The sequence below is a fragment of the Sinorhizobium fredii USDA 205 genome, assembly GCF_001461695.1.
Classification (GTDB): domain Bacteria; phylum Pseudomonadota; class Alphaproteobacteria; order Rhizobiales; family Rhizobiaceae; genus Sinorhizobium; species Sinorhizobium fredii.
The window spans coordinates 23,684-50,453 of sequence record NZ_AUTC01000146.1 but is presented as its reverse complement, the minus strand read 5'-3'; the positions used below and the strand labels follow the sequence as shown (position 1 = coordinate 50,453).

The following is a 26,770-nucleotide window of genomic DNA, read 5'->3' as shown; positions in this document are numbered from 1 at the left end:
GTCCTCCCTGACCGGCATATTGAAGATGTGGCGCTGTAGTTACATCAAATCTCGCACAGGCACAGACGCAAATTCTCACAGTATCTGTTCAAAAACGAACAGATCTTCGAATGCAAGGCGCTCAACTCTCACTTAAACGATACGGCAGAGAGCCGCGCATGTCATGGTCGACGATCAGCTTGCGCTTCAGCGGCGGCACGGCGCGGCTGGCACACTTGGTGCGCTCGCAGATGCGGCAGGAGATGCCGATGGGGTCGAAGGCGGCGCGGTTGCCGAGATCCATGTCGTCCGCATAGACGAAGGCATCCGCATAGGAGATCTCGCAGCCAAGCGCGAGCGCGTAGCGCGGATGGGCGGCCCGATAGCCGCCGCCACCCTTGGTGATCTGGGTCGCGAGACAAAGGTAGCGCACCCCGTCCGGCGTTTCGGCAAGCTGCCGGATGATCCGGCCTGGCGCCTCGAAGGCCTGGTGGACGTTCCAGAGCGGGCAGGCCGCGCCGAAACGGGCGAATTGCAGCTTGGCGGCACTGTGGCGCTTGGTGATATTGCCGGCCCTGTCGATGCGCGCGAAGAAGATCGGAATGCCCTTCTGCCCCGGCCGCTGCAGCGTCGACAGCCGATGGCAGACCTGCTCCAGCGAGGCGCCGAAGCGGGCGGCGATGAGTTCGATGTCGTGGCGCAACTCGCGCGCCGTCTTGAGAAAGGCCTGGTAAGGGAGAATCAAGGCGCCGGCGAAGTAATTCTGCAGGCCGATTCGACAGATCTCGTAGGCTTCCTCGGTGCGGAAGCCGGCGCCGCCCGCGACGCGGTCGATCTCCTCGCGCGCATGAAGCTGAGCGATTTGCAGCGCGAGTTGGAAGTCGCGGGTCGCGGCCGGCGCGTAGGGGTTGAGGGTCAGGATCCGCGAGCGCGGATCGTAGCGGCGGATCGACTCGTCGCCGGCCGCACCCCGCACGACGCGCACGCCATGCCGCTGTTCGAGATAACTCGTCAGCGCTGTGTGGTTGTCACCCTCGCCGACGCCGAGTTCGCCTGCAAGCCGCTCGGCGAGCGTGTCAATCTCGTGAATGTAGTTGTCGACGAAATGGAAGAAGTCGCGCACCTCCTCGTAGGGCGTGGTCTCGACGAAGGAGGCGTCGCGGCCGATCGTGTCGTCGATGCTGGCGAGTTGTTCGCTGTTGCGGCGATAGGCCTGGTGGCACTTGATCAGCGCATGCGCCAGACCCGGCGCATTCTGGGTTATGAGCTTGAGTTCCTGGAGGCTCGGTGCATAGGTCTCGAAGAGCGGGTCGCTGAGCGCCTCCGAGAGGGCCGAAAGCAGCCGGTCACCCTCCCCCGAGGAAAGCTCGGCGATGTCGATCTGGAACTTCTCCGCCAGGCCCAGCAGCACCGCCGCGGAGACCGGACGCTGGTTGTTTTCGATCTGGTTCAGATAGCTCGTCGAGATGCCGATCCGTTCGGCGAACTGCCCCTGCGTCGCGCGGTTGGCCTCCCGCAATTCGCGTACCTTGCGGCCGATATAGAGCTTGCCGATCGCCATGTTTGCAACTTTGCAATTCGCGTTTTACAATTTTATATCTTCCACATTTGCACATGATCCGGCTTTTTACCAGCGACCGTTCGGCGCTATTGCGATCGTACAGCGCCGCGCGTCTGAGCAGACGCGCAAAGGTCGCTGTAGCACTTTTGAATTGCTGCATGTTTTATCCTTAAATCGGCTAGGATTTAAGGAAACATGCAGTAGCGAAGCCTCTGCACAATCAGCGAAAAATGGGAGGAGAGCGATGCGCGCCATACTTGAACAGGTCGAGGCCCGGCGGGCTCAGGCCAGGGCCGGCGGCGGCGAGCGCCGCATCGCCGCGCAGCACGGCAAGGGCAAGCTGACGGCCCGCGAGCGCATCGACGTGCTGCTCGACGAGGGCTCCTTCGAAGAATACGACATGTACGTCACGCACCGCTGCGTCGACTTCGGCATGGCCGAGGAAAAGATCGCCGGCGATGGCGTCGTCACCGGCTGGGGCACGATCAACGGCCGGCAGGTCTATGTCTTTTCCCAGGACTTCACCGTGCTTGGCGGCTCGCTCTCCGAGACGCATGCGCAGAAGATCTGCAAGATCATGGACATGGCGGCGCGCAACGGCGCCCCGGTGATCGGCCTCAACGACAGCGGCGGTGCCCGCATCCAGGAAGGCGTCGCCTCGCTTGCCGGCTATGCCGAGGTCTTCCGCCGCAATGCCGAGGTCTCCGGCGTCATTCCGCAGATCTCGGTGATCATGGGGCCTTGTGCCGGCGGCGCCGTCTATTCGCCGGCGATGACCGACTTCATCTTCATGGTGCGCGATAGTTCCTACATGTTCGTGACCGGACCGGACGTCGTGAAGACGGTGACGAACGAGATCGTCACCGCGGAAGAGCTCGGCGGCGCGCGCACCCATACGAGCAAATCCTCGGTCGCCGACGGCGCCTATGAGAACGACGTCGAGGCGCTTGAACAGGTGCGCCTGCTCTTCGACTTCCTGCCGCTCAACAACCGCGAGAAGCCGCCGGTCCGACCCTTCCACGACGACCCGGCACGTCTCGAGATGCGCCTCGACAGCCTCATTCCGGAGAGTGCCGCCAAGCCCTACGACATGAAGGAGCTGATCCTCGCCGTGGCCGACGAAGGGGACTTTTTCGAGCTGCAGGCGGGCTTCGCCCGCAACATCATCACCGGCTTCATCCGCATGGAGGGCCAGACGGTCGGGGTCGTCGCCAACCAGCCGGTGGTGCTCGCCGGCTGCCTCGACATCGATTCCTCGCGGAAAGCCGCCCGCTTCGTGCGCTTCTGCGACGCCTTCTCCATTCCGATCCTGACGCTCGTCGACGTGCCCGGCTTCCTGCCCGGCACGGCCCAGGAATATGGCGGCGTCATCAAGCACGGCGCCAAGCTGCTCTTCGCCTATAGCCAGGCGACCGTGCCGATGGTGACTCTGATCACCCGCAAGGCCTATGGCGGCGCCTATGACGTCATGGCCTCGAAACATATCGGCGCCGACGTCAACTATGCCTGGCCGACCGCCGAGATCGCCGTGATGGGCGCCAAGGGCGCGACCGAGATCCTCTATCGTTCCGAACTCGGCGATTCCGAGAAGATCGCCGCCCGCACCAAGGAATACGAGGAGCGTTTCGCCAACCCCTTCGTCGCCGCCGAGCGCGGCTTTATCGACGAAGTGATCATGCCGCACTCCTCGCGCCGCCGCATCGCCCGCGCCTTCGCATCCCTCCGCAACAAGCAGGTGGAGACGCGCTGGCGTAAGCACGACACGATCCCGCTGTGATGAAAACCATGGCGCCGCAACCGCAAACTCGGACAATACCTCAAGCCGGCAGCCGCAATCAGCGGCGGATTTTGCGGCATCTGGCGATGAGTGCGCTTTCCGGCCTGCTTGCCGGTGCAGTTGCCGCCGGCGTGCTGATGATACTCGACATTGGCTCCATCGGAACGCTTATCGCGCGCTCGACCGCCCCGTTGCTTGCCGCAGCTACCGTGCTTGCGCCCTTCGCCCTTATCGGCACGGCAGCTGGCGCCGCGATTGGTTTACTGCCCTATTTGCGAAAATTCAGGCGATGACGCGACAGAGAGAATTGAAAGAGAAACGCATGTTCAAGAAGATCCTCATCGCCAACCGTGGCGAGATCGCCTGCCGCGTCATCCGCACCGCCAGAAAGCTCGGCATCGCGACCGTCGCCGTCCATTCCGACGCCGACCGCGACGCCATGCATGTGCGGCTTGCGGACGAGGCCGTCCACATCGGCCCGTCGCCCTCCAGTCAGTCCTACATCGTCATCGACAAGATTTTGGAAGCCATCCGCAAGACCGGCGCCGACGCGGTCCATCCGGGCTACGGCTTCCTGTCCGAAAACGCCGCCTTCACGGAGGCGCTCGAGAAGGAGGGCGTCGCCTTCATCGGCCCGCCGGTCGGTGCGATAAAGGCGATGGGCGACAAGATCACCTCGAAGAAGATCGCCGCCGAAGCGGATGTCTCGACCGTTCCCGGCCATATGGGGCTGATCGAGGACGCCGACGAGGCGGCGCGGATCGCCTCATCGATCGGCTTTCCGGTGATGATCAAGGCATCGGCCGGCGGCGGCGGCAAGGGCATGCGGATTGCCTGGAACGAGCGCGAGGCGCGCGAGGGTTTCCAGTCGTCGAAGAACGAGGCGAAGAGCTCGTTCGGCGACGATCGCATCTTCATCGAGAAATTCGTCACCGAACCGCGCCACATCGAAATCCAGGTGCTCGGCGACAAGCACGGCAACACGCTTTATCTCGGCGAGCGCGAATGCTCGATCCAGCGACGAAACCAGAAAGTCATCGAGGAGGCCCCCTCGCCCTTCCTCGACGAGACGACGCGGCGCGCCATGGGCGAGCAGGCCGTCGCGCTTGCCAAGGCGGTCGGCTACCATTCGGCCGGCACGGTCGAATTCATCGTCGACGCCGAGCGCAATTTCTACTTCCTCGAGATGAACACCCGCCTGCAGGTCGAACACCCCGTGACGGAGCTCGTCACCGGCCTCGACCTCGTCGAGCAGATGATCCGCGTCGCCGCTGGCGAGAAACTGTCCTTTACTCAAGACGACGTGAAGCTCGAAGGCTGGGCGATTGAAAGCCGGCTCTATGCCGAGGATCCCTACCGAAACTTCCTGCCGTCGATCGGTCGGCTGACGCGCTACCGCCCGCCCGAGGAAGGCAGGCAGGACGACGGCACGGTCATCCGCAACGATACCGGCGTCTTCGAGGGCGGCGAGATCTCGATGTACTACGACCCGATGATCGCCAAGCTCTGCGCCTGGGGGCCGGACCGCGCGCAGGCAGTCGAAGCGATGGCTGAGGCGCTCGACGCCTTCGAGGTCGAGGGCATCGGCCATAACCTGCCCTTCCTCTCCGCCGTCATGCAGCAGCAGCGGTTTCGCGACGGGCGGCTGACGACGGCCTACATTGCCGAAGAATTCACCGACGGCTTCCAGGGCGTGACGCCGGACGAGGCATCGGCAATGAAACTCGCCGCCGTCGCCGTCACCGTCAACCAGGCCCTGCAGGAGCGCGCCAGCCAGATTTCCGGCACGATCGGCAACCATCGCCGGATCGTCGGCCATGAGTGGGTGACAAGTCTTGCCGAGCGCGAATTCCAGATGACCTCGGGCGTCTCGGCCGACGGCGCCTATGTCCGCCTCGCCGACGAAAGGGCCATTTCGGTCGACAGCGATTGGGTGCCTGGCCGCACGCTCGCCACCTTCAATATCGACAATCAGCCGATGGCCGTGAAGGTCGACCTCGTCGGCACCGGCATACGGCTTCGCTGGCGCGGCATCGATGTCGTCGCCCGCGTCAGAAGCCCGCGCGTCGCCGAACTCGCCCGGCTGATGCCGAAGAAACTGCCGCCGGACACGTCGAAGATGCTGCTTTGCCCGATGCCCGGTATCGTCACCTCGATCACCGTCAAGGCCGGCGACACGGTCGAGGCCGGCCAGTCGCTCGCCGTCGTCGAGGCGATGAAGATGGAGAACATCCTGCGGGCCGAGAAGCGCGCGACGGTGAAACGCGTCGCGATCGCCGCCGGGGCGAGTCTCGCGGTGGACGAGTTGATCATGGAGTTCGAGTGATGGGAGCGATCGGGGTAAAGCTGCCGGGGGAGACGTCGATACCCCCCTCTGCCCTGCCGGGCATCTCCCCCACAAGGGGGGAGATCCGCAAGATGCGAGCTCCCTGCCTTCTCTCGGCAACAACAATTAGCGTGGCAGCACGAGCTGGAGTGGCGCATGACGGCGCCTCCCCTATCTCCCCCCTTGTGAGGGAGATGCCCGGCAGGGAAGAGGGGGGTGTCCTCGCCTCCGACAAATATGCGCATGGATGGAGTGGCGCCAATGACTGACAAAACACTCAAAGACTGGGACGCCCTCGCAGAGAAAGAGCTGAAGGCCTCCCCGGAAAGCCTCACCTGGCACACCCCGGAAGGCATCGAGGTCAAGCCGCTCTATACGCGCGACGACCTGTCGGACATCGGCTCGCTCGACTCGCTGCCGGGCTTCGAGCCCTTCCTGCGCGGCCCGCGCGCCACCATGTATGCCGGCCGGCCCTGGACGATCCGGCAATATGCCGGCTTCTCCACGGCGGAAGCATCCAATGCCTTCTACCGCAGGAACCTTGCCGCCGGCCAGCAGGGCGTGTCGGTCGCCTTCGACCTCGCCACCCACCGCGGCTATGACAGCGACCACCCGCGCGTCGAGGGCGATGTCGGCAAGGCGGGGGTGGCGATCGATTCCGTCGAGGACATGAAGATCCTGTTCGACGGCATCCCGCTCGAGAAGATTTCCGTGTCGATGACTATGAACGGCGCGGTGATCCCGATTCTGGCCTCCTTCATCGTCGCCGGCGAGGAACAGGGCGTGTCGCGCGAAAAACTCTCCGGGACCATCCAGAACGACATACTCAAGGAGTTCATGGTCCGCAACACCTATATCTATCCGCCGGAACCATCGATGCGGATCGTTGCCGACATCATCGAATACACTGCGAAGGAAATGCCGAAGTTCAATTCGATCTCGATCTCCGGCTATCACATGCAGGAGGCCGGCGCGACGCTGGTGCAGGAGCTGGCCTTCACGCTGGCCGACGGGCGCGAATATGTGCGCGCCGCGCTCGCCAAGGGCCTGAACGTTGACGACTTCGCCGGCCGGCTTTCCTTCTTCTTCGCGATCGGCATGAACTTCTTCATGGAGGCGGCGAAGCTGCGCGCTGCGCGGCTGCTCTGGACCCGGATCATGAAGGAGTTCGCGCCGAGGAAGGCATCGTCGCTGATGCTCCGGACCCACTGCCAGACGTCCGGCGTGTCGCTCGCCGAGCAGGATCCCTACAACAATATCATCCGCACTGCCTTCGAGGCGATGTCGGCGGTGCTCGGTGGTACTCAATCGCTGCACACTAATTCCTTCGACGAGGCGATCGCGCTGCCGACCGAGTTTTCCGCCCGCATCGCCCGCAACACGCAGTTGATCCTCCAGCACGAGACGGGCGTCACCAAGGTCGTCGATCCACTCGCCGGTTCCTACTATGTCGAGAGCCTGACGAATGAGCTTGCCGAGGAGGCCTGGGCGCTGATCGAGGAGGTCGAGGCGCTCGGCGGCATGACCAAGGCGGTCAATGCCGGCCTGCCGAAACGGCTGATCGAAGAAGCGGCGACGCGGCGCCAGGCGGCGGTCGACCGGGGCGAGGAGGTCATCGTCGGCGTCAACAAGTACCGGCTCGAGAGCGAAGAGCCGATCGACATCCTTGAGATCGACAACTCCGCGGTCCGCGCCGCGCAGGTCAAGCGGATCGAGGAGACCAGGCGCCGCCGGGATTCGCAAGAAGTGAAGGAGGCGCTTGACGCGCTGGCCGAGGTGGCGCGGAGCGGCAGGGGCAATCTGCTCGGCGCCGCGGTCGAAGCCGCCCGAGCGCGCGCTACCGTCGGCGAGATCTCCGACGCGATGCGGCAGGCCTTCGGGGACCATGCCGCGGTGCCTGAAGTTGTCACCGATATCTACGGCAAGGCCTATGAAGGCGACCCGGAGCTCGGCGTCCTCGCCGGCCGGCTTGGCGACGTCACCAAGCGGCTCGGTCACAAGCCGAAGATTATGGTCGCCAAGCTCGGCCAGGACGGGCACGACCGCGGCGCCAAGGTGATCGCCTCGGCCTTCGGCGATATTGGCTTCGACGTGGTCGCCGGCCCCCTGTTTCAGACGCCGGACGAGGCGGCCGATCTGGCCCTTGCCGAAGAAGTCACCGTCGTCGGTGTCTCCTCGCTCGCCGCCGGCCACAAGACGCTGATGCCGCAGTTGGCGCAAGCGCTGAAGAAGCGTGGCGGCGAAGACATCATCGTCGTCTGCGGCGGCGTTATCCCGCGACAGGACTATCAATACCTGATGGACAACGGGGTCTCAGCCGTCTTCGGCCCCGGAACCCACGTGCTCGATGCGGCGCGCGCGGTGCTCGATCTGATCGAAGGCAAGCGGCGCAACGTTTGAGGACTGCTGATAGCAGTCTTTAAGTCCGAACGGCGGCTCGTGAGCCGAGAGCCGTCGTTTGCAAGGCCCGGCTCGCGAGGGCGGCCCGCTTTACCTCGGCTCTTTTTGATCTACTATCATCGCTGTAGCACGCCTTGCCGATGAGCTCATCCGCAAGGCGACTGCCAGAGGGAACCGCATGCATATCGGCAAACCTCATGAGGCGATCACCCGCATTTGCAGGGCAAGTGCGGAGAGTGTCGAGGTGCGCGGCCGCGATCTCTGTCGCGACCTCATGGGACGGCTGAGCTTTACCGAATATTTCTACCTGCTGCTGACCGGCCGGGAACCGACGGACAACCAGCGCTATTTTCTCGACCTGCTGCTCATTGCCATCGCCGAGCACGGCATGATGCCGACGGTCCAGGCGGCGCGCATGACGCTTGCGGCCGAACCGGACTCGCTGCAGGGCGCCCTGGCGGCGGGACTTCTCGGCTGCGGTCCCGTGCTGGTCGGAACGTCGGAACGGTGCGGCAAGCTTCTGGCGGAAGCGCAGGCCCGCGTCGCGGCCGGCGAGGACGCGAAGTTGGTCGCCGTCGAAATGCTGCAGGACATCCGCAAGGCCGGCGGAAAACTGCCGGGCTTCGGCCACCCGGTGCACCGCCCGACCGATCCGCGCGCCGAACGCATCCTCGAACTCGCGGACGCGCGCGGCGTCAGCGGACCGCATGTGCGTATGGCGCGAGACTTTCGCGCTGCGGCTGCCGAGGTCTGGGGAAAGCCCCTTGTCATGAACGTTTCGATGCCGATCGCCGCCGTGCTTCTGGATCTCGAATTTCCCGTCGCGATGATCAAGGCGGTACCGCTGCTGGCCCGTGCCGGCGGCCTGCTCGCACACCTCGCGGAAGAGCAGCAAACCCCCATTGGTTTCACCTTGGCGGCGCATGCGGAAGCGGCAGTCGTCTACAGGAACAACGACGAGGGCGGCGGCTGATCATGTTCGAGCCCGATGTCGAAACGCTTCCTTGGCTCGACCAGATCCGGTTGGACGACGCGCTCTACCGGAAACAGATCGCATACCTCATGGCGCATTCGCGCTTCTATCAAGGCAAACTCCGCGATGCCGGATTCGAAACTGCCGAAGAGATCGGCGGACTTGACGCGATGGCCGAACTTCCCCTGACCGAGAAGAGCGAGATCCGGACGAGCTGCACTGAAGCGGAACCGATGGGAGCCCATGTCGCCGTGCCGACGGACCGGATCGTCCGCATCTATTCCACGAGTGGCACGACCGGAACGCCCAGCTATATTCCGCTGACGGCGCAGGATCTCGACAATTGGGTGACGACGTCGGCGCGCAGCTATTCGGCCTCGGGGATAGAGCGAGGTGAGGCGATCATTTCGACCTATAACGCCGGGCCCTTCGCTGCCGGCGCCGCACTCGGTGCCTTCGACCGGCTGGGCATGTGCCATATCCCGGTCGGCACGGGAAACACCGAGCGCCTGATGACCGCGATCCGTCTGTTAAAGCCCTCGGCAGCGGTGATGACGCCATCCTATGCGGCCTATCTCGGTGAATGGGCCGCCGATCGCGGCTTCGATCTCCAAGGGTCCAGCGTCCGCCGGCTGCTTGTCGCCGGCGAGCCCGGCGGCGGCGAAGCGAAATTGCGGGCGCGGCTTGAAGAGGATTGGGGCGCGAAGGTCACAGAGGCGATGGGCATCGGCGATATCGGTGTGTCGCTGTGGGGCGAATGCGAGGAACAATGCGGCATGCATCTCGGCGCCCGCGGCTTCGTCCATGTCGAGCTGATCGATCCTGAAACCGAAACGTCGATCGCCCTTGCGGATGGCGCGAAAGGCGAACTGGTGCTCACCCATCTTCGCCATCGGGCCGCCCCGATGCTGCGGTTTCGCACCCGTGACCATGTCGAGATATGGACCTCTGTTTGCCGATGCGGACGGACGGCGCCGCGGGTGCGCTGCATCGGCCGGACGGACGACCTGCTGATCGTCCGCGGCGTGAATGTCTTTCCCTCGGCTATCCGCGACGTGGTGAACGAATTTGCGCCCGCCGTCAGCGGCGTCATCCTGATAAAGCCCTTAGCCGCAGGCGCCAGACAGGAGCCGCCCTTGCCGGTTTCGGTGGAACTCGCCAAAGATGGCGAAGGCACGCCGGAGCTTGCCGAGACGATCCGGAATCGCATCCGCGACATGCTCGTCGTTTCCAGCCGGATAGAACTCGTGCCCTGGGGCACGCTTCAGCGCAGCGAATACAAGTCGAAACTCGTGCAGCACCAAGCGCGATGAGGAAAAGTGCGAAGCGGTTTTGCGCTCCCGCGATTGCGAGAAGAAACGGGATGAGGAATAGCGGAGCGGTTCCCCGCCGATAGCCGCTGGAAAAAGAACTGGGAGGACGGCAATGAGGAAGCTTCAAGCACAGGGGGTCCATCACATCACGCTGGTCGGCGCGGACCGGCAGACATCGATCGACTTCTGGGAGGGCATTCTCGGCATGCCCTTCATCTTCGAGCAGCCGAACCTCGACAAGGCGTCGGAGAGCCACCTCTATTTCGACCCGGGCGACGGGCGGCTGATCACCGTGTTCACCGACGAAAACCGCAAGCCCGATCCGAAACGCACGTCGACCGATGTCGGATGCGTTCATCACATCGCCTTCGCCGTCTCGCGCGCCACGTTTCAGCAGGCGGTCGAGCGCCTCAACGAGCGCAACATCCGCCACAGCGGCGTCAAGGATCGCGGCTTCATGGACTCGATCTATTTCGAAGATCCGCTCGGCCTGTTGATCGAGCTTGCCTCCTATCGCTTCGAGCCGCCGGCCGGCCACACCCACGCCGAGGTGCTGATGGAGGCGCACAACATCAGGCTGGCGCGCGGCGACTACGCCATCGCCGAAGTGCATCTCGCCGACGCGATCGAGGCGCTGGTCGAAAGCGCCCGGCCGACGCTGTCGGCTGACCGCGCCCCGAAGGACCCCTATGGATCATCATGATCGCGGAAATCCTCGAAACAATTCAGGCAAGCACAGGGAGGAAGACAGATGGCAACGATAAAGCTGAACGTGATCAAGCCCAGCGTCAACAACATGACGGTGCGCGTCTTCTTAAGGGCCGCAAAGCTCGATTTTGCCGAGCATGACGTCTACGGACAGACGCGCTCGGCCGAGTATCTGGCGCGGGCGCCGTCGCACCTGACGCCGATGATCGAAACGGCGGAGCTGCCCAAGGGCGCGCTCTGGGAAAGCTGCGCGATCATGCAATATCTCTGCAACAGGCACGGGCTCGATCAGTTCTATCCGAAGGACCCCGAGGCGCGCGCAATGATCGACAGCGCCATGTTCTACCTAATCGGCACCTTCTATCCCTATCTGGCTCGCGCCACCTACCCGGCTCTCAATTTCCCGCAATATCCGGGCGAGGTCGGTTTCAGCGACGCGGACGCCGAAACGAAGGAACGAGCCCGCGGGGCGGCCGCGGAGGCGCTCGCCGAACCGCTCGAAGTCTTCCGCGCCTTCTATATGGGCGACAAGCCGTTCATCGGCGGCGACACGCCATCGATTGCCGACATAAGGCTTGCCTCGACGCTCGAGTTCCTCGCCGCAATCGACTATTCCCTGCCGGACTGGGCCAAGACCTATGTAAAGGACATGGAAACGTCGCTGGGCGACGCCTACAGCGAGCCGGCTGCCGATGTCCGCGGCTATATCGACTATGTGAAGTCTTTGTAGAGTTGGATCACCAGACCAGCAGGAGGATGCCGGTCGCGCCGAGCGCCAGCGTCCAGAGGCGATCGAAGTTGATCCATGCGGAGCGCAAGCCGGAAAGGCCAAGCCAGGTAAACACGATCAGGGCAATGGCCGCGATCACGGCGAGCATGGCAGCGGTATGGACGGCAACGGCCGCAAGCGAAACGGAAAGGGAGCCGGTGGTACCGGCCATGCCGGCGTGATCCGCGAGGCATAGGCTCAAGACCGACGGCACGAGCATCAGCCCGGCACCGTGGCTCGTCGCCATCAGGAAGGACCAGACGGCAAGCCCTGCCATGCCGGCGCGCATGCCGACCCTGACGCGGTGGCGGTGTCCGTAAATAGCAAGGTAGCCGGCGAAGGCCAGGATGAAGGCGGCGGCGACGAGCTGCAGGCTGCGCAGATCCATGACCGCCCCGAATGCAACCACCACGGCCAGCACCACCGCGATGGAAAAGGCATGGCCGATGGCGATCGGGACAAGGGACAGCCAGACGGTCCTGGCGCTTTTCCGATGCAGCCCGAGAGCCACGGCGAAAAGCCAACCCATCGCCGGGTTGGCGCCGTGAAACGCGCCAAGGCCAGCCAGCGTTAGCCAAGGCCAAAGGTTCGTCATTTACGGTGGTGCGGCCGCACAGTCCGGCTCTCCCTAAGAAATCGCATTGGTCCTTAAATGCCCCTCACCCTAGCCCTCTCCCCGGGACTTGGGACGGCGCGGCATTTACCTTGTCCCCGCTCGCGGGGAGAAGGTGGCCGGCAGGCCGGATGAGGGGCCCACCGCTTGCCATCGCCCCGACCGTTCTCACGGATAGCAGTAGGAATCGGACGAGCAGTCGCCGCCTTCGAGCCGAACCTGATGCGGGCGGTGGCCCTTCGGCCAGTCGACGAAGAACGTCTCGTCGAAGGAGATGCCGCCATTGTCGCCGACGTCGAGCTTCGCCATCCAGCCGTCTAAACCCTCGGGATAGAATTGCGGATCGATGGCGCCGTAGAGTGAATTGGTGAAATAGACCCGTTTTCCGTCGCGGCTGATTTCCACCATCTGTGGCCCGCCATTCAGCGCACCATTCGACGCCTTCGGATGGGTCGCGCGCGCCACGATCCCGCCGATCCTGACGCGGCCCGTCTCCTTCGGCGAAAGCGGATCGGAAACGTCGTACTGGATCATGTCGCCGGTACCCCAGCAGGACACGTAGAGGAAATGATCGTCCATCGAGAGGTCGATGTCGGTCACCAACGGCGCCACCGCCTTGAAGCCCTTGAGCACGGGCGGCAGAAGGTCGGGATCGGCCGGCTCGGCCGGTATCTCGATCACTTTCTTCACCGCCCACTGATTGCCGTCGCGGTACCAGGTCCAGATCGACGCCGAGAGGTCCCTGAGACTGATGACGCAGCCGACGAAACCATAGGCCTTGGTGGGATCATGGGCGGGACGCAACTCGAAGACGAGCTGGTGTTCCTCGCCGAAATCGATCTCCTGCAGGTGCTTGCGCGTATGCAGATCCCAGAAATGCAGCCTACGGCCATATTGCGAACCGAGCAGCACTTCCGGAACGAGCCCGTTCTCGAACGTGTCTGGCGTCCCCCATTCGCTGGTGATCATCGTGTCATGGCCAAGGTGCCACCAGAAATCATAGGCAAGCCTCTGCGGCCCGCGGTCCATTTCCCATTGGCCGAGCACGTCGAAGCTGTCGTGGTCGAGCAGGAAGATGCCGCCCGGCGCCTTGCCGTCGCGGTCGGCAAGCGCATTGACATAAATGCCTTCCGGTCCGCAATGAATGGTGTGCAGCCGCGAATAGTTGGCCCGTTCCGCGACTTCCTCAGGCTCAATGACCCGGACGATCTGCGGGTTCCGGGGATCGGGCTTCGTGTCAATGATGTGCAGCCGCGACGACCTCAGACCCGGTACGACAAGATAGCGGCGCTCGACATGCGGATGCGGCGCATTCGGGCACAGGCAGGACGAGCAGGCATTCCAGCCGAAATGATGAAGCTCATCGCCGACATTCGGCATCTCGACCTGCCCGACGATCTTGGAATAGCTCGACGACGCCGGGTCGACGTCGACGACGGCGATCGCGTCCGGCCGCTGCCGGTCGGGGTCGAAGGCGGCGACATAGGCAAACGTCTCTTTCGGCGCCTTGGCGGCCATGCGCGGAGATGGATAGAAGGAGGGATCGGGTCGCCACGTCGTCATTTTCGTTTCTCCCCGGAGAAGACAATGCGTGGATCCTGATGCAAGCTTAGTAGATGCGGCAGAAAGTGGTCGGAAATGCGGCGCCTTTGCCCCATTTGAGGGGATGGCGACGAGCGGTCGCAAAGCAGGACAGATGGCCGAATTCGAGTTCGACGCGGATCTCTGGCTCTATCTCGGGAAGGGCGGCTGGCATTTCGTGACGCTGCCGGCAGATATTGCCGGACAAATCAAATTCCTGGCCGAGCCGAAAGCTCGCGGCTGGCGTAGCGAAGCGGTGATCGTGCGGATCGGCAAAACCGAATGGACGACCTCGGTCTTCCCGGACAAGGCATCGGGTTCGTTTCTGCTGCCGGTGAAGGCAGAGGTTCGGAGAAAGGAGAAATTGGCCGCCGGCCAGAGCATCCGGATCAAGCTTTCGTTGGACGCGCGCTAAGTCTCGATCCGGAGCTTCATCCGGTCGGCGGCAAAGCGCGTCCGCGCATATTCGACCGGCCGACCATCGAGATCGGTATTGACCGCGTGCGCTTCCAGGACGATCGCCCCCGGTGAAAGCTGCAGCAGAGCCAGTTCCTCCGCTTCCGCATGGCGCGCGACGATTTCCGTCGAGGCGCGAACATAGTCGCTGAGCCCCTGCGCGGCGAAGGCCTTGGTGACGGATCCGAGACGGGCATATTCCTCCGCCATCCGCGGAAAACGCTCGGCGGGGAAGTAACTGATCGACGTCGAGAGCGGCCGGCCGTCGCCGCTGCTGACGGTGTTGAGCTCGATGAGCGCCGCTCCGGGGGGCAGGCCGAGCGCCGCGGCAATCTCGCTACTCGCCGGCACTTGGGCATGGGCGAAAAGCCTCGTGCCGATTTCCTTCACCTGCCGGCCAAGTCCCTGCGAAAAGCGCGTCCGGCGCGAAATCGGATAGGTGACCCGCTCCTTGCGCTCGATCAGCGTGCCGCGGCCCTGCACGGCGCGGACGAGCCCTTCGTCTGCAAGCGCCGCAAGCGCGCTGCGCACCGTGTGGCGGTTGACGCCGAACTCCTGTGCCAGGGCCGTCTCGGGCGGCACCATGCCGGTCGCGTCGTAATCGCCATTGCTGATTGCCAGCCTTATGCGGTCGGCGATCTGCCGCCAGAGCGCCACGCCGGTCTGCCGCTCGACCGTTTTTCTCACTGCCATTTTTGCCACCGATGTCACAAGCCTGTCATTTCCGACCGCTAGGGAATGGTATAAGATGTATAGTTGTCTAGATCAATAGACATTTTAGGTGAAGCGAATGGATGCGAGCAAGAAACATGAAACCCCGCCGGAGGCGGCCGATCGCAAGGAAGGTATGCGGCTGCTGGCGCGCGCCACGCTTGCGGAACTCTCCGCCGCCTGGGAGGCGATCCCCGACAAGCCGGAAGTGGCGCCGGTGCGCGGCCCGGAGACTGGGCTCGTCATGGTGCGCGGCCGCATCGGCGGCGGCGGCGATCCCTTCAATCTCGGCGAGGCGACTGTGTCGCGCGCCACGGTGCGGCTTTCGACCGGCGAGGTCGGCCACGGGCAATTGCTCGGCACCGACAGGGAGCGGGCGCGCTATGCCGCGATCTTCGATGCGCTCTTTCAGAACGATGCCCGGCGCCCGGCGGTCGAGGCGCTGCAGCGGCTGATCGCCGCCCGCCTCGAAGCCGAAGACCGACAAAGGGCCGAGGAGACGGCCGCGACCCGAGTGGACTTTTTCACCATGGTGCGGGGAGAGGATTGATGAGCCCACATTCGCAAACCTACGCCGGCGCTTTCGCCGACCCGGTCTTCGCGGCGCAATCCGTGTTCCGCACGTTGATGGACGGCTTCGCCCGGCCGGGCACCCTGGGCCGCCTTTCGGCGTCCGCCACACCGCCCTCGCCGCTCTGCAACGCCAGCGGCGCCGTGGCACTGACGCTCTGCGACCACGACGCCCCCGTCTGGCTCTCACCGGCACTCTCCAGATCCGCCGTGCCGCAATGGATCGCCTTCCACACCGGCGCCTGCGTGACCGATGCCAAGGATGAGGCGCGCTTCGCCTTCGTCGAGAAGGGTGCTGCGGTCCCGGGCTTCGATCAGTTCGCCCTCGGCACCCAGGAGTATCCCGACCGCTCGACCACACTGGTCGTCGAGGTCGAGGCGCTGGCGGGCGGTTTGCCGCTGGTCGCCCGGGGGCCGGGCATCAAGGAGGCGGTTATCATCGCCCCCATCGGCCTGCCGGACGTCTTTCTCGACCTCTGGACCGCGAACCGGGCGATCTTCCCGCGCGGCATCGACCTGGTGCTGACGGCCGGCGACGCGGTGCTCTGCCTGCCGCGCACGACCAAACTCGAGCGGGAGTAGGAGCATGTACGTAGCCGTCAAAGGCGGGGAAGCCGCCATTGCCAACGCCCACCGCCTGCTTGCCGACCGCCGCCGCGGCGATCGGTCGCTGCCTTCGATCACCGTCGAGCAGGTCGTCGAGCAGCTTGGGCTAGCCGTCGATCGCGTCATGGCCGAAGCCTCGCTCTACGACCGTTCGCTTGCCGCGCTCGCCGTGCGCCAGGCGCGCGGCGACATGATCGAGGCGATCTTCATCCTGCGAGCCTACCGTACAACGCTGCCCCGCTTCGGCTATTCCGAGCCGGTCGACACGGCGAACATGAAGGTCGAGCGGCGCGTCTCGGCAACCTACAAGGACCTACCCGGCGGCCAGCTCCTCGGCCCCACCTTCGACTACACCCACCGCCTGCTCGATCCGGGGCTCCACGGCGACGCGGCTGTCGCGGCACCCGCCGTGAAGGAACCCGGCGAACAGGTCATGCGGGTCTCGGACATTCTCGATGGCGAAGGGCTGATCGAAAGCGACGGAGAGATGCCGGAAGGCCATGTCGCGGGTGACCTTACACGCGAACCGATGGAGTTTCCGATGCCGCGCGACCTCCGCCTGCAGGCGCTTGCCCGCGGCGATGAAGGTTTCCTGCTGGCGCTCGCCTATTCCACCCAGCGCGGCTACGGCCGCACCCACCCCTTCGTGGGCGAGGTGCGGATCGGCGAGGTGGAGGTGGAGCTCGATCTGCCGGAACTCGGCTTCGCCGTCTCGCTCGGCACCATCCGCGTCACCGAGTGCCAGATGGTCAACCAGTTCAAGGGTTCGGCCACTGAGCCGCCGCAGTTCACCCGCGGCTACGGCCTCGTCTTCGGGCAAAGCGAGCGGAAAGCCATGTCGATGTCGCTCGTCGACCGGGCGCTCCGCACCGACGAGTTCAGCGAGGATATCGTCGCCCCCGCTCAGGATCAGGAATTCGTCATCTCGCATGCCGACAACGTGCAGGCGACCGGCTTCGTCGAGCATCTGAAGCTGCCGCATTATGTCGACTTCCAGGCCGAGCTCGACCTGGTGCGCCGCATGCGCCGCGAGTACGAGGCCGCCCGCGCCGGCGGGAAGGACGGCATCAAGGAGGCCGCCGAATGAACGATCTTGCCACCTACAATTTCGCCTATCTCGACGAGCAGACGAAGCGGATGATCCGCCGGGCGATCCTCAAAGCCATCGCCATTCCGGGCTATCAGGTGCCCTTCGCCTCGCGCGAAATGCCGATGCCCTATGGCTGGGGCACCGGCGGCGTGCAGGTCACCGCCTCGATCCTCGGACCGGACGATGTGCTGAAGGTCATCGACCAGGGCGCCGACGACACGACCAATGCCGTGTCGATCCGCACCTTCTTCCAGAAGGTCGCAATGTCGCCGTCACCACCAAGACGACGGATGCGACGATCATCCAGACGCGCCACCGCCTTCCCGAGGAACCGCTCAAAGAGGGCCAGACGCTTGTCTATCAGGTGCCGATCCCGGAACCCTTGCGCTTCCTCGAGCCGCGCGAGACCGAGACGCGCAAGATGCATGCACTCGAGGAATACGGCCTCATGCATGTGAAGCTCTACGAGGACATCGCCCGTAACGGCCACATCGCCACGACCTATGCCTATCCGGTCAAGGTCGAGGGCCGCTATGTCATGGATCCGTCGCCGACGCCGAAATTCGACAATCCGAAGATGCACATGTCGGAAGCGCTGCAGCTCTTCGGCGCCGGCCGCGAGAAGCGCATCTATGCGGTGCCGCCCTATACCGAGGTCGTCAGCCTCGATTTCGAGGACCACCCCTTCGAGATCCAGAAATTCGACAAACCTTGCGCGCTCTGCGGCGCCGAGAGTGTCTACCTCGACGAAGTGGTGCTCGACGACAAGGGCGGGCGGATGTTCGTCTGCTCCGACACCGACCATTGCGAAGACCGACAGGCGCATGGCCATGCCGGCCCCATGCTCGCCCGCCCCAAGCCTGAAAGCCAGGAGGCTGCAGAATGAGCGCCGTGCCGCTTCTCAAAGTCAAGGACGTCTCGAAGTTCTATGGAAGCCGCATCGGCTGCCGCAACGTCTCCTTCGAGCTCTACCCCGGCGAAGTGCTTGCCGTCGTCGGTGAGTCCGGTTCCGGCAAGACGACGCTCCTTTCCTGCCTCTCGACCCGGTTGATGCCGAGTTCCGGCATGATCGAATACCACATGCGCGACGGGCTTTACCGCGATCTGGCCCATATGGGCGAGGCCGAGCGCCGTTTCCTGATGCGGACGGACTGGGGTTTCGTCCACCAGAACCCGGCCGAGGGGCTCAGGATGACCGTCTCGGCCGGCGCCAATGTCGGCGAGCGACTGATGGCGGTCGGCGACCGGCACTACGGCAATATCCGCGCAACCGCCGGCGACTGGCTGCGGCGCGTCGAAATCGAAGAGGACCGGATCGACGACCAGCCGCGTGCCTTTTCCGGCGGCATGCGCCAGCGCCTGCAGATCGCCCGCAATCTCGTCACCGCGCCGCGTCTGGTCTTCATGGACGAGCCGACCGGCGGCCTCGACGTCTCGGTGCAGGCCCGCCTTCTCGATCTGGTGCGCGGCCTCGTCCACGACCTCGGGCTTGCGGCGATCATCGTCACCCACGACCTCGCCGTCGCCCGGCTCCTCTCGCACCGGATGATGGTGATGAAGGATGGCGCCGTCATCGAGCAGGGCCTCACCGACCGGGTGCTCGACGACCCGCGCGAGCCCTACACGCAGCTCCTCGTTTCCTCAATCTTGCAGGTCTGACGCATGATCCCGAAAAGTGGAATCCGGTTTTCAGACAAGATCACGCGGAAAAGAAAGTAAAGTCATGGCCACTCCCCTTGTCGTTTCAGAAGTCGCCAAGAGCTTCACCATGCACCTGCGCGACGGCGTGCGCCTGCCGGTCGTCGCCAATGTCTCCTTCTCGGTGAAATCAGGCGAATGCGTCGTGCTCGGTGGACCCTCCGGCGTCGGCAAGAGCTCGATCCTCAAGATGCTCTACGGCAACTACGGCGTCGACGAAGGCCAGATCCTAATGGAGCACGACGGACGGCTCGTGAACCTTGCGGATGCCGAGCCGCGCACCGTGCTCGAGGTGCGCCGCACCACGCTCGGCTATGTCAGCCAGTTCCTGCGCGTCGTGCCGCGCGTTTCCGCCCTCGATATCGTCGCCGAACCGTTGCACGCGCGCGGCGTCGCGTCCGAAGAAGCGCGCGAGCGCGCCGCTGAGTTGCTGGCGAAACTCAACCTGCCGAAGGAACTTTGGGCGCTGCCGCCCGCCACCTTCTCCGGCGGGGAGCAGCAGCGCGTCAACATCGCCCGCGGTTTCATCATCGATCACCGGATCCTGCTGCTCGACGAACCGACGGCCTCGCTCGACGCGAAGAACCGCGCCGTGGTGGTCGGGATGATCGCCGAGAAGAAGGCGCAAGGGACAGCGCTGGTCGGCATCTTCCACGACGCGGAAGTCCGCGACGCGGTCGCCGACCGGATCATCGACGTTTCCGAGTTTTCGCCGAGAAAGCACGCCGCATGAGCCAGAAGCTTGGTCTGGAACCCTTCATCCATCCCACCGCCAGCGTCACGAATTCGAAGCTCGGCCGCTACACGGAAATCCAGGAACGCTCGCGCCTCGACGAGGTCGAGTTCGGCGACTATTCCTACATCATGCAGGACGGCTCGATCTGGTGCGCGACGATCGGCAAGTTCGTCAACATCGCCGCCGCCGTGCGCATCAATGCGACGAACCATCCGACCTGGCGGGCGACGCTGCATCATTTCACCTACCGCGCCCCGATGTACTGGGACGACGCCGAACCCGATCACGATCTCTTCGCGTGGCGCCGGCAGAACCGCGTGACGATCGGCCACGACGTCTGGATCGGTCACGGCGCCACCATCCTGCCTGGGGTCACTGTCGGCAACGGCGCCGTGATCGGTGCCGGCGCAGTCGTCTCGAAGGACGTTGCGCCCTACACGATCGTCGGCGGCGTGCCCGCCAAGCTGATCCGCGAGCGCTTCACGGCCGAGATCGGCGAGGCCATGGACCGGCTCGCCTGGTGGGACTGGGGCCATGCCAAACTGCGCCGCGCGCTCGATGATTTCCGGGAGCTGACGGCCGAGGAGTTTTTGGTGCGGTACGGGTGACGACAGCGCGGCTCATCGTGCGCACAAGTCCCCTCCCCAACCCCTTGTAACTTGAAAGCTGCCGCTTGTGCTATGGCTATGGCTGCGGTGGCGGATGGCAGACCGACAACCGGTTGGGACGGTGACGATCCCGTTGGGGAGCCAGGGTCGCCGTCCGCCGTTCCATCGAACCCGAACAGTCGCCAGGGCCGCTCGACGCTTCGAAGCCCGCTTAGGCAAGGATGGGGAAAGATGGAAGTTATCGTCGGAATTGACGTTTCGAAGGACCGCTTGGATGTTCAGGTGGTGCCGTCGGGTGAGGCCTTTGCCGTCGGCAACGATCACGCCGGCGTCGAGGAACTGGCCGGGCGGCTGATAGCGCTGGCGCCGCAGGCGGTGGCGCTGGAGGCGACCGGCGGCTACGAGCGTTTGGCGGTTGCCGGCCTGTCGGCGGCGGGTCTTTCCGTTGTCGTCGTCAATCCGGCCCAGGTGCGTGCCTATGCCCAGGCGCTCGGCAGGCACGCCAAGACCGATGCGATCGATGCGGCGGTGATCGCTGCTTTTGTCGCCGCCACCCGGCCGCAGATCCGGCCGCTGCGCGATGGCGAAACCCAGGCTCTGGCGGAGCTCGTCGCCCGCCGGCGGCAAATTGTGGCGATGATCGTCGCCGAGGAGAACCGCGCCCGCACGGCCATCGGCCGTCAGGCGCAAAAGAGCATCAAGCGGCTGCTCACCGCACTTCGGCGCGAATTGCAAAGTCTCGATGCCGATCTCGATGACCATATCCGCAACTCAGCCGTCTGGCGGGTGAAGGAGAAGCTGCTCGTCTCCGTCCCGGGGGTCGGACCGGCAACGGCCCGCACGCTCTTGGCCGAGATGCCGGAGCTGCTCGACCGCCGCCAGATCGCCGCGCTCGCCGGCCTGGCGCCCTGGACCCGGCAATCCGGCCGTTGGCAGGGCAAGCGCTTCATCGGCGGCGGCCGCGACAAGGTGCGCGCCACCCTGTTCATGGCGCCCTCGTCGCCGCCAAGCACAACCCGCTGCTCAAGGCCTTCCGCGATCGGCTCGTGGCCGCCGGCAAGCCGAAGATCGTCGCCATCGTCGCCACCATGCGCAAGCTCCTCACCATTCTCAACGCCATCATGCGGGACCAGAAACCATGGCAAAGCGCTTGACGTCCAAGACAGTCGCTCCCCACAGGTGGGAGGGGCTTCCCCGCGGCGCCCTTGGCATATGGCCCTCGCCGTGGTCAATTGTGGAGATGCTGAGTTCGAGCGCAGTGACGACTCAGCCCGTCTTCCTCTTGAACAGCGTCGCGTTCAATCTCCCGCCAACTTCCAACTATCGCGTCGAGCACAAGGCTAAGATGGAGTCGGAGCGGTGCCGCCCGGTAAGCCCCTCCCACCCGTGGGGAGGGGTTGGGGAGGGGTCTTTCCTTAGGCCTGAGTCGCCCTCAAGAACTCACCCGCAACCCGCGCCACCAGCGCCAGAGAAACCGCACCCGCATCCGGATGGCCAATGCTCTTCTCCGCAAGCGGCCGTGCGCGGCCGAGTTTCGGCGTCAGGCTGGAGGTCGCATCGGCCGCGTCCTGCGCCGCCTTCGCCGCAGCGTTCCAGGCATCAACGAGCGCCTTGCCCGCGGCGGCCTCTCTTTCTAGCCTCTCGACGAACGGCACCAGCGCGTCGACAAGCGTCTTGTCGCCGACACGCGCCCGGCCGAGCCGCGTGACGCCGTCGAGCGCCAGCCTTGCCCCCTTGACGACTGCTGCGTCGCTGACCGTCTCTTCATCGCCGAAGGCATTGCTCCAGGAGCGGAGCGCCAGCCCCCAGATAGCACCGGATGTGCCGCCGGCGCGGTCGGCCCAGGCATCGCCTGCGGCCGCAAGGACGCTCGCCGCGCCTGCACCCGCCGCAACCGCCGCCTTCGCCGCCTCGAGTGCGGCGGCCGAACCGCGGCGCATGCCCTGGCCGTGGTCGCCGTCACCGGCGAAGGCGTCGATGCGGCCGAGTTCCTCTTCCGCCTCTTTCAGAGCGTCGGCGATAGTGCCGATCAACTGCGCGATGCATTTACCGCTCTGCTGCGAGGCTTCCGAGGCGGCAGGAAAGCTTTGCGGTCCGTCGGCATCGACGATCTCATCCGTCGCAGGCTCGGCGGCGATGATAGCGCCCTTGCGCAGCACCGGCGCATCCGAGGGCGCGCGCCAGAGTGCTTCCAGCTCGTCGTCGAGCCAAAGAAGCGTCAGCGAGCAGCCCTGCATGTCGAGGCTGGTGACGAACTCGCCGCATTCGGGATCGACGATTTCAAGCCCTGCCCTCGCCAGTTCCTTGGCAACCGCCGTCCAGAGAACGAAGAGCTCTTCGTACTTGGTCGAGCCGAGGCCGTTCAGAACCGCGGCGACCTTTGTCGTGCCGGCCGGGCGCTCGGCGACGAGCTTGCCGGTCAGCAGCTTGGCAAGATCGCTTGCAGTCGAGATCTTCTCTTCGCTGATGCCGGGCTCGCCGTGAATGCCGAGACCCAAAGCCATCTGGCCCTCCTGAACGGTGAAGAGCGGCCCGGCGGCGCCCGGCAGGGTGCAGCCGCCAAAGGCGACGCCGAACGACACCGTGCGGTCATTGGCAAGACGGGCGAGGCGTTCCACTTCGTCGAGTGACTTCCCCGCCTCGGCGGCGGCACCGGCGATCTTGAAGACGACGAGGTCTCCGGCGATGCCGCGGCGCTTGGCGGGCGTTTCGACCGAAGCGCTTGCCACGTCGTCGGTCACCGGCAGGACACGCACGTCGATGCCTTCGGCGCGCAGCCGCTCGGCCGCGACCCCGAAGTTCAACACGTCGCCCGCATAGTTGCCGAAGCCGAGCAGCACGCCGCCGCCCTGGTCCGCATGGCGGCAGACACGTGCGACGGCGGCCGTCGACGGCGAGGCGAAGACATCGCCGGCAACCGCCGCGTCGGCCAAGCCCGGACCGACATAGCCGGCAAAGGCCGGATAGTGGCCGGAGCCCCCGCCGATCACCACGGCCACCTTGCCCTTCGGCACCTTGGTGGAGCGCACCACGCCGCCCTTCACCAGGCGGACATTGCGGGCATAGATCGCTGCGAAACCGGCGAGCGCAGTGGTGGCAAAATCTTCCGGAGCGTCAAAGATCGTCGTCATCGCTTCAATGTCCCTCTTCGCGAGGCAGGATGCGCCTCAGATAATCGCGATTGGCGGCACTGACGGAAAGGCCGTCGCCACCGTAATGTTCGCAGAGGAAGGGGCTGTCGAAGCCGTGCGCCAGCGCCATGCGGATCGCCGCACGGTAATTGATGACGCCGAATTCGAGCGGGGCCGGGTGGGTGACGATGAGCCCCGATGCCGCATCCTCCGTACGGTTGTAGTTCTTGACGTGCCAATATTTAGCAAAGGGCGCAACCTTTGCCATCATTTCCTGCCAATGTTCGACCGGGCGGTGCAGACGGACGAGGTTGCCGAGATCGGCGTTGATGCCGACATTGGCGAGCCCGACCTCCTCGACGAAGCGCACGGAACTGTCGGCCGTCCCGAGATAGGTGTCCTCGTACATTTCCAGCGAGACTTCGACGCCGAGATCTTCCGCATGACGGCCGAGCGCGCGGACCCGCGAAACCGCCTTCTGCCAGGTCGCCGCGTCATCCGGGTTCTTCGGCCCATCGACGGTCCAGAACCACAGCACCTTCTTCTGCGCCTCCGTCAGCGGACCGAAGAAGCCGAACGAGACGGAGCCTGCGCCGACAGCGGCGGCAGTCTCGATGAGCCGGTGTCCATAGGCGAGATAATCGTCGCCATGCTCGGGGTCGATCAGGCTGCGCCGCGAGGTGGAGATCGCCGGAATGGTGAGACCGAGGAATCGGGTCAACCCGACGAACGCTTCGAGCCGATCGGGGGATAGATCGGCGAGCCGGATCCAGCTATCGGTCGGGTCGAGTTCCGTAAAGCCGGCATCGACCACGTCGGTAAGCGTCGCGGCCCACTCCTCCACCGACTGGTCCTGCACGGACCGACCGTCCGGCAGCAGGTTCGGGTACTGGATCATCGCGGCCGCAATCGGCCAGTTGTCACGGTTCCATTTGCCTGGCGCCATGGTCGACTCCTCGAGATTTGGAAATTAAGTCGGGTATTCTGCAGCGGCCGGATCAGGCCGCCGCGTTGCCGTCGCCATGCGGAGCGGCGTCGTGGCGGCGCTTGCGCAAGGTGCCGATCAGCCAGAAGGCAAGCGGCGAGAGAAGCAGCGCCAGGCCGAGCGTCATCAGACCGGCAACCAGCGCGTTCGACCAGAAGATATCGAGGCTGCCTCCGGACATCAGCATCGATTGCCGGAAGGCGTCCTCCGCCTTGTCGCCGAGCACCATGGCAAGGACCAGCGGTGCCAGCGGATAGTCGAGCTTCTTGAAGACATAGCCGATGAGGCCGAAGCCGATGACCAGGAAAATGTCCGAGACCGAATTCGCGACCTGGTAGGCGCCCGAGAAGATCACCGCGACGATGATCGGCCCGATGATCGAGAAGGGCACGCGCAGGATCGAAGCGTAGAGCGGCACGGTCGCAATGACCAGAAAGACGGCGACGACATTGCCGAGATACATCGAGGCGATCAGGCCCCAGACGAAATCCGGCCGGTCGGTGAAGAGCATCGGACCGGGCGTCAGGCCCCAGATCATCAGCCCGCCCATCATCACCGCGGCGGTTGCCGAACCCGGCACACCGAGGGCCAGCATCGGCAGCAGGGCGGAGGTGCCGGCCGAATGGTCGGCGGTTTCCGGCGCCACGACGCCGCGCGGATCGCCCTTGCCGAACATCGATTTGTCACGTGCCGAGCGGCGGGCAACGCCATAGCTCATGAAGGACGCGGCGGTCGGGCCGGCTGGCGTGATCCCCATCCAGATGCCGATGATCGTCGAGCGGGCGATCGTCAGCCAGTAGCGCGGGATCTCGACCAGCGTGCGGCCGATCTCGGCGAGCTTTACGCGTGCCTTGATGCCCTCGAAGCGCAGGCCCTCTTCCGTCGTCAGCAACAATTCGCCGATGCCGAAGAGGCCCATGACGGCGATCAGGAAGCTCACGCCCTTGATGAGTTCGGGAATATCGAAGGTGAGCCGCAGATTGCCGGAGATCGTGTCCATGCCGATCGAGGCGAGCGCAAAGCCGAGCATCATCGAGACGAGCGTCTTGAAGGGCGATTGCGCGCCCATCGAGATGAAGCTGGCAAAGGCGAGGAAATAGACGGCGAAATACTCGGGCGACGAGAATTTCAGCGCGAAATTCGCGACCCAGCCGGAAAGCAGCGTGATCATCACGACGCCGGCGAGCGCCCCGAGGCCTGCCGAGACGAAGGCGAGTGTCAGCGCCCGGCTCGCCTGGCCGGCCTTGGCCATCGGATAGCCGTCGAAGGTGGTGGCGACGGAGGACGGTTCGCCCGGGATGTTGAAGAGGATCGAGGTCGTCGAGCCGCCGAACAGCGCCCCCCAATACATGCAGGAGAGCAGGATGATCGCCGAAATCGGATCCATCGAGAAGGTCAGCGGCAGAAGCAGCGACACGCCGTTCGGCGCGCCGAGGCCGGGCAGCACGCCGACGAGGATGCCGAGCGTCACGCCCACCATCATCAAGAGGATATGGTTCCAGCTCAGGATGTGGCCGAAGCCGTCGATCAGGAGACCGATATTTTCCATGTCATTCCTCCCGCAGGCAATGCATTCGGCCGGGTCAGTAGATCCCGAACCAGGCTTCGACCGGTCCCTTCAGCAGCGGAACCTGGAAGCCGATCTCGAAGATGAGGAAGAAGGCGAGCGAGACGCCGAGCCCTGCCGGCAACGCGATCCACCATTTATAGCGGCCCTGGAAGAACATCGTCGCGGCGATATAGATCGCCGTCCCGATATAGAGCCCGAGCCAGGCGGCGATAGCGCCGAAGGCAATTAGCGGCAGCAGGAAGGAGGCGACCACCTTGGCGCGGCCGGCGTCGATGAAGACCTCTCCGGTGCCGCGATGCTTGAGGAACGCTTGGACAATATTGACGAGGCTGCCGAAGACGATGAGAAGGCCGATATAGAAGGGGAAATAGCCCGCATCCGGCCCCATCTCGCTCCAGCCGGCGCCGATATCGAGAGAGCCGTAGCAGACGGCGACGCCGAAGGCGCCGGTCAGCGCCGCGACACCAAGCTCGACCGTGAAGCGGGAGATCCCGTTCGCACTGTTCTCACTCATGATCGTAACCTTTCGAAACGCTGGCGGGCGCCTGAAGCGGGATAGCGAGCATGTCCGCCCGCTTTCCGCTCAATATCGAGCGCCCGCCAGGCATT

23 protein-coding genes and 2 pseudogenes are annotated in these 26,770 nt (G+C 64.6%); 17 read left to right on the top strand and 8 right to left on the bottom strand.

The window, feature by feature from the left end; all coding sequences use genetic code 11:
* Positions 1-121: 121 nt before the first annotated feature.
* Positions 122-1,540 carry a helix-turn-helix domain-containing protein gene (locus N181_RS18580; RefSeq protein WP_037428396.1) on the bottom strand — a complete coding sequence of 473 codons (1,419 nt, stop codon included), beginning with the start codon at positions 1,538-1,540 and terminating at the stop codon, positions 122-124.
* A 244-nt stretch (positions 1,541-1,784) separates the two neighbouring features.
* Between N181_RS18580 and N181_RS18575 the strand changes: the two genes are divergently transcribed.
* From N181_RS18575 to N181_RS18540, 8 genes are all read left to right on the top strand, one after another.
* Entirely contained in the window at positions 1,785-3,317 is a 1,533-nt protein-coding gene (locus tag N181_RS18575) for an acyl-CoA carboxylase subunit beta (protein WP_037428395.1), read from the top strand.
* Complete coding sequence (locus N181_RS18570; protein WP_234885918.1) at positions 3,317-3,610, top strand: hypothetical protein; 294 nt, start codon at positions 3,317-3,319, stop codon at positions 3,608-3,610. Before N181_RS18575 ends, N181_RS18570 begins: the two co-directional genes overlap by 1 nt.
* 29 nt (positions 3,611-3,639) lie before the next feature.
* Complete coding sequence (locus tag N181_RS18565) at positions 3,640-5,643, top strand: acetyl-CoA carboxylase biotin carboxylase subunit (protein ID WP_037428394.1); 2,004 nt, start codon at positions 3,640-3,642, stop codon at positions 5,641-5,643.
* A gap of 261 nt (positions 5,644-5,904) precedes the next feature.
* Positions 5,905-8,043, top strand: a complete 2,139-nt coding sequence (gene scpA / locus N181_RS18560) for a methylmalonyl-CoA mutase (protein WP_080578994.1) — start codon at positions 5,905-5,907, stop codon at positions 8,041-8,043.
* Positions 8,044-8,221: 178 nt separating this feature from the next.
* The gene (locus N181_RS18555) at positions 8,222-9,016 is read left to right on the top strand and encodes a citryl-CoA lyase (protein WP_037428393.1); all 795 of its coding nucleotides are present in this window, start codon (positions 8,222-8,224) and stop codon (positions 9,014-9,016) included.
* A 2-nt stretch (positions 9,017-9,018) separates the two neighbouring features.
* Complete coding sequence (locus N181_RS18550; RefSeq protein ID WP_060563650.1) at positions 9,019-10,329, top strand: phenylacetate--CoA ligase family protein; 1,311 nt, start codon at positions 9,019-9,021, stop codon at positions 10,327-10,329.
* 112 nt (positions 10,330-10,441) lie between these two features.
* Complete coding sequence (locus N181_RS18545) at positions 10,442-11,032, top strand: VOC family protein (protein WP_037428391.1); 591 nt, start codon at positions 10,442-10,444, stop codon at positions 11,030-11,032.
* 48 nt (positions 11,033-11,080) lie between these two features.
* The gene (locus tag N181_RS18540; protein WP_037428390.1) at positions 11,081-11,767 is read left to right on the top strand and encodes a glutathione S-transferase family protein; all 687 of its coding nucleotides are present in this window, start codon (positions 11,081-11,083) and stop codon (positions 11,765-11,767) included.
* 7 nt (positions 11,768-11,774) lie between these two features.
* Here the strand turns inward: N181_RS18540 and N181_RS18535 are convergent, their stop codons facing one another.
* Positions 11,775-12,401: a hypothetical protein gene (locus tag N181_RS18535; protein WP_037428389.1), complete on the bottom strand. Its 627-nt coding sequence runs from the start codon at positions 12,399-12,401 to the stop codon at positions 11,775-11,777.
* 186 nt (positions 12,402-12,587) lie between these two features.
* Positions 12,588-13,982 (bottom strand): selenium-binding family protein, encoded by a 1,395-nt coding sequence (locus N181_RS18530; protein ID WP_037428388.1) that lies wholly within the window; start codon positions 13,980-13,982, stop codon positions 12,588-12,590.
* Between the two features lie 28 nt (positions 13,983-14,010).
* Between N181_RS18530 and N181_RS18525 the strand changes: the two genes are divergently transcribed.
* Positions 14,011-14,415, top strand: a complete 405-nt coding sequence (locus N181_RS18525; protein ID WP_234885920.1) for a DUF1905 domain-containing protein — start codon at positions 14,011-14,013, stop codon at positions 14,413-14,415.
* Here the strand turns inward: N181_RS18525 and phnF are convergent.
* A complete protein-coding gene (phnF, locus tag N181_RS18520) occupies positions 14,412-15,149 on the bottom strand; it encodes a phosphonate metabolism transcriptional regulator PhnF (protein ID WP_037428387.1) in 738 nt (245 codons plus the stop codon). The two genes, N181_RS18525 and phnF, sit on opposite strands and share 4 nt — an antisense overlap.
* Positions 15,150-15,246: 97 nt before the next feature.
* Here phnF and phnG point away from each other — a divergent pair, with 97 nt between their 5' ends.
* From phnG to N181_RS18480, 8 genes and pseudogenes are all read left to right on the top strand, one after another.
* Entirely contained in the window at positions 15,247-15,717 is a 471-nt protein-coding gene (phnG, locus tag N181_RS18515; protein ID WP_037428385.1) for a phosphonate C-P lyase system protein PhnG, read from the top strand.
* Positions 15,717-16,319: a phosphonate C-P lyase system protein PhnH gene (phnH, locus tag N181_RS18510; protein WP_037428383.1), complete on the top strand. Its 603-nt coding sequence runs from the start codon at positions 15,717-15,719 to the stop codon at positions 16,317-16,319. The genes phnG and phnH overlap by 1 nt, the downstream gene beginning before the upstream one ends.
* Before the next feature lie 4 nt (positions 16,320-16,323).
* Positions 16,324-17,430, top strand: coding sequence for a carbon-phosphorus lyase complex subunit (locus N181_RS18505; protein WP_037428381.1), 1,107 nt, complete (start codon positions 16,324-16,326; stop codon positions 17,428-17,430).
* Positions 17,427-18,319: pseudogene (locus N181_RS18500) on the top strand (alpha-D-ribose 1-methylphosphonate 5-phosphate C-P-lyase PhnJ). Before N181_RS18505 ends, N181_RS18500 begins: the two are co-directional and overlap by 4 nt.
* Entirely contained in the window at positions 18,316-19,092 is a 777-nt protein-coding gene (gene phnK, locus N181_RS18495) for a phosphonate C-P lyase system protein PhnK (RefSeq protein ID WP_037428374.1), read from the top strand. Before N181_RS18500 ends, phnK begins: the two are co-directional and overlap by 4 nt.
* 64 nt (positions 19,093-19,156) lie before the next feature.
* Positions 19,157-19,864 carry a phosphonate C-P lyase system protein PhnL gene (gene phnL, locus N181_RS18490; protein WP_037428371.1) on the top strand — a complete coding sequence of 236 codons (708 nt, stop codon included), beginning with the start codon at positions 19,157-19,159 and terminating at the stop codon, positions 19,862-19,864.
* Positions 19,861-20,475 (top strand): DapH/DapD/GlmU-related protein, encoded by a 615-nt coding sequence (locus N181_RS18485; protein ID WP_037428367.1) that lies wholly within the window; start codon positions 19,861-19,863, stop codon positions 20,473-20,475. The genes phnL and N181_RS18485 overlap by 4 nt, the downstream gene beginning before the upstream one ends.
* 231 nt (positions 20,476-20,706) lie before the next feature.
* Positions 20,707-21,629: pseudogene (locus N181_RS18480) on the top strand (IS110 family RNA-guided transposase).
* 261 nt (positions 21,630-21,890) lie between these two features.
* Here N181_RS18480 and N181_RS18475 read toward each other — a convergent pair.
* Genes N181_RS18475 through N181_RS18460 form a run of 4 tightly spaced genes read right to left on the bottom strand, consistent with a single transcriptional unit; the run spans position 21,891 to position 26,675 of the window.
* Entirely contained in the window at positions 21,891-23,606 is a 1,716-nt protein-coding gene (locus tag N181_RS18475; RefSeq protein ID WP_037428358.1) for a dihydroxyacetone kinase family protein, read from the bottom strand.
* 4 nt (positions 23,607-23,610) lie between these two features.
* Entirely contained in the window at positions 23,611-24,552 is a 942-nt protein-coding gene (locus N181_RS18470) for a sugar phosphate isomerase/epimerase family protein (protein ID WP_060563649.1), read from the bottom strand.
* 52 nt (positions 24,553-24,604) lie between these two features.
* Entirely contained in the window at positions 24,605-26,140 is a 1,536-nt protein-coding gene (locus tag N181_RS18465) for a tripartite tricarboxylate transporter permease (protein WP_037428354.1), read from the bottom strand.
* Between the two features lie 34 nt (positions 26,141-26,174).
* Positions 26,175-26,675 carry a tripartite tricarboxylate transporter TctB family protein gene (locus N181_RS18460; RefSeq protein ID WP_037428351.1) on the bottom strand — a complete coding sequence of 167 codons (501 nt, stop codon included), beginning with the start codon at positions 26,673-26,675 and terminating at the stop codon, positions 26,175-26,177.
* Positions 26,676-26,770 lie beyond the last annotated feature (95 nt).

Bases quoted from the DNA above. Each gene is read 5' to 3' on its own strand.
- N181_RS18555 (WP_037428393.1), top strand. From the start codon at position 8,222: ATGCATATCGGCAAACCTCATGAGGCGATCACCCGCATTTGCAGGGCA.
- N181_RS18535 (WP_037428389.1), bottom strand. From the start codon at position 12,401: ATGACGAACCTTTGGCCTTGGCTAACGCTGGCTGGCCTTGGCGCGTTT.
- N181_RS18575 (WP_037428395.1), top strand. From the start codon at position 1,785: ATGCGCGCCATACTTGAACAGGTCGAGGCCCGGCGGGCTCAGGCCAGG.
- N181_RS18460 (WP_037428351.1), bottom strand. From the start codon at position 26,675: ATGAGTGAGAACAGTGCGAACGGGATCTCCCGCTTCACGGTCGAGCTT.
- N181_RS18540 (WP_037428390.1), top strand. From the start codon at position 11,081: ATGGCAACGATAAAGCTGAACGTGATCAAGCCCAGCGTCAACAACATG.
- N181_RS18485 (WP_037428367.1), top strand. From the start codon at position 19,861: ATGAGCCAGAAGCTTGGTCTGGAACCCTTCATCCATCCCACCGCCAGC.
- N181_RS18470 (WP_060563649.1), bottom strand. From the start codon at position 24,552: ATGGCGCCAGGCAAATGGAACCGTGACAACTGGCCGATTGCGGCCGCG.
- N181_RS18465 (WP_037428354.1), bottom strand. From the start codon at position 26,140: ATGGAAAATATCGGTCTCCTGATCGACGGCTTCGGCCACATCCTGAGC.
- N181_RS18475 (WP_037428358.1), bottom strand. From the start codon at position 23,606: ATGACGACGATCTTTGACGCTCCGGAAGATTTTGCCACCACTGCGCTC.
- phnG (WP_037428385.1), top strand. From the start codon at position 15,247: ATGGATGCGAGCAAGAAACATGAAACCCCGCCGGAGGCGGCCGATCGC.
- phnF (WP_037428387.1), bottom strand. From the start codon at position 15,149: ATGGCAGTGAGAAAAACGGTCGAGCGGCAGACCGGCGTGGCGCTCTGG.
- phnK (WP_037428374.1), top strand. From the start codon at position 18,316: ATGAGCGCCGTGCCGCTTCTCAAAGTCAAGGACGTCTCGAAGTTCTAT.
- N181_RS18580 (WP_037428396.1), bottom strand. From the start codon at position 1,540: ATGGCGATCGGCAAGCTCTATATCGGCCGCAAGGTACGCGAATTGCGG.
- phnH (WP_037428383.1), top strand. From the start codon at position 15,717: ATGAGCCCACATTCGCAAACCTACGCCGGCGCTTTCGCCGACCCGGTC.
- N181_RS18545 (WP_037428391.1), top strand. From the start codon at position 10,442: ATGAGGAAGCTTCAAGCACAGGGGGTCCATCACATCACGCTGGTCGGC.
- N181_RS18570 (WP_234885918.1), top strand. From the start codon at position 3,317: ATGAAAACCATGGCGCCGCAACCGCAAACTCGGACAATACCTCAAGCC.
- N181_RS18505 (WP_037428381.1), top strand. From the start codon at position 16,324: ATGTACGTAGCCGTCAAAGGCGGGGAAGCCGCCATTGCCAACGCCCAC.
- N181_RS18565 (WP_037428394.1), top strand. From the start codon at position 3,640: ATGTTCAAGAAGATCCTCATCGCCAACCGTGGCGAGATCGCCTGCCGC.
- N181_RS18550 (WP_060563650.1), top strand. From the start codon at position 9,019: ATGTTCGAGCCCGATGTCGAAACGCTTCCTTGGCTCGACCAGATCCGG.
- phnL (WP_037428371.1), top strand. From the start codon at position 19,157: ATGGCCACTCCCCTTGTCGTTTCAGAAGTCGCCAAGAGCTTCACCATG.
- scpA (WP_080578994.1), top strand. From the start codon at position 5,905: ATGACTGACAAAACACTCAAAGACTGGGACGCCCTCGCAGAGAAAGAG.
- N181_RS18530 (WP_037428388.1), bottom strand. From the start codon at position 13,982: ATGACGACGTGGCGACCCGATCCCTCCTTCTATCCATCTCCGCGCATG.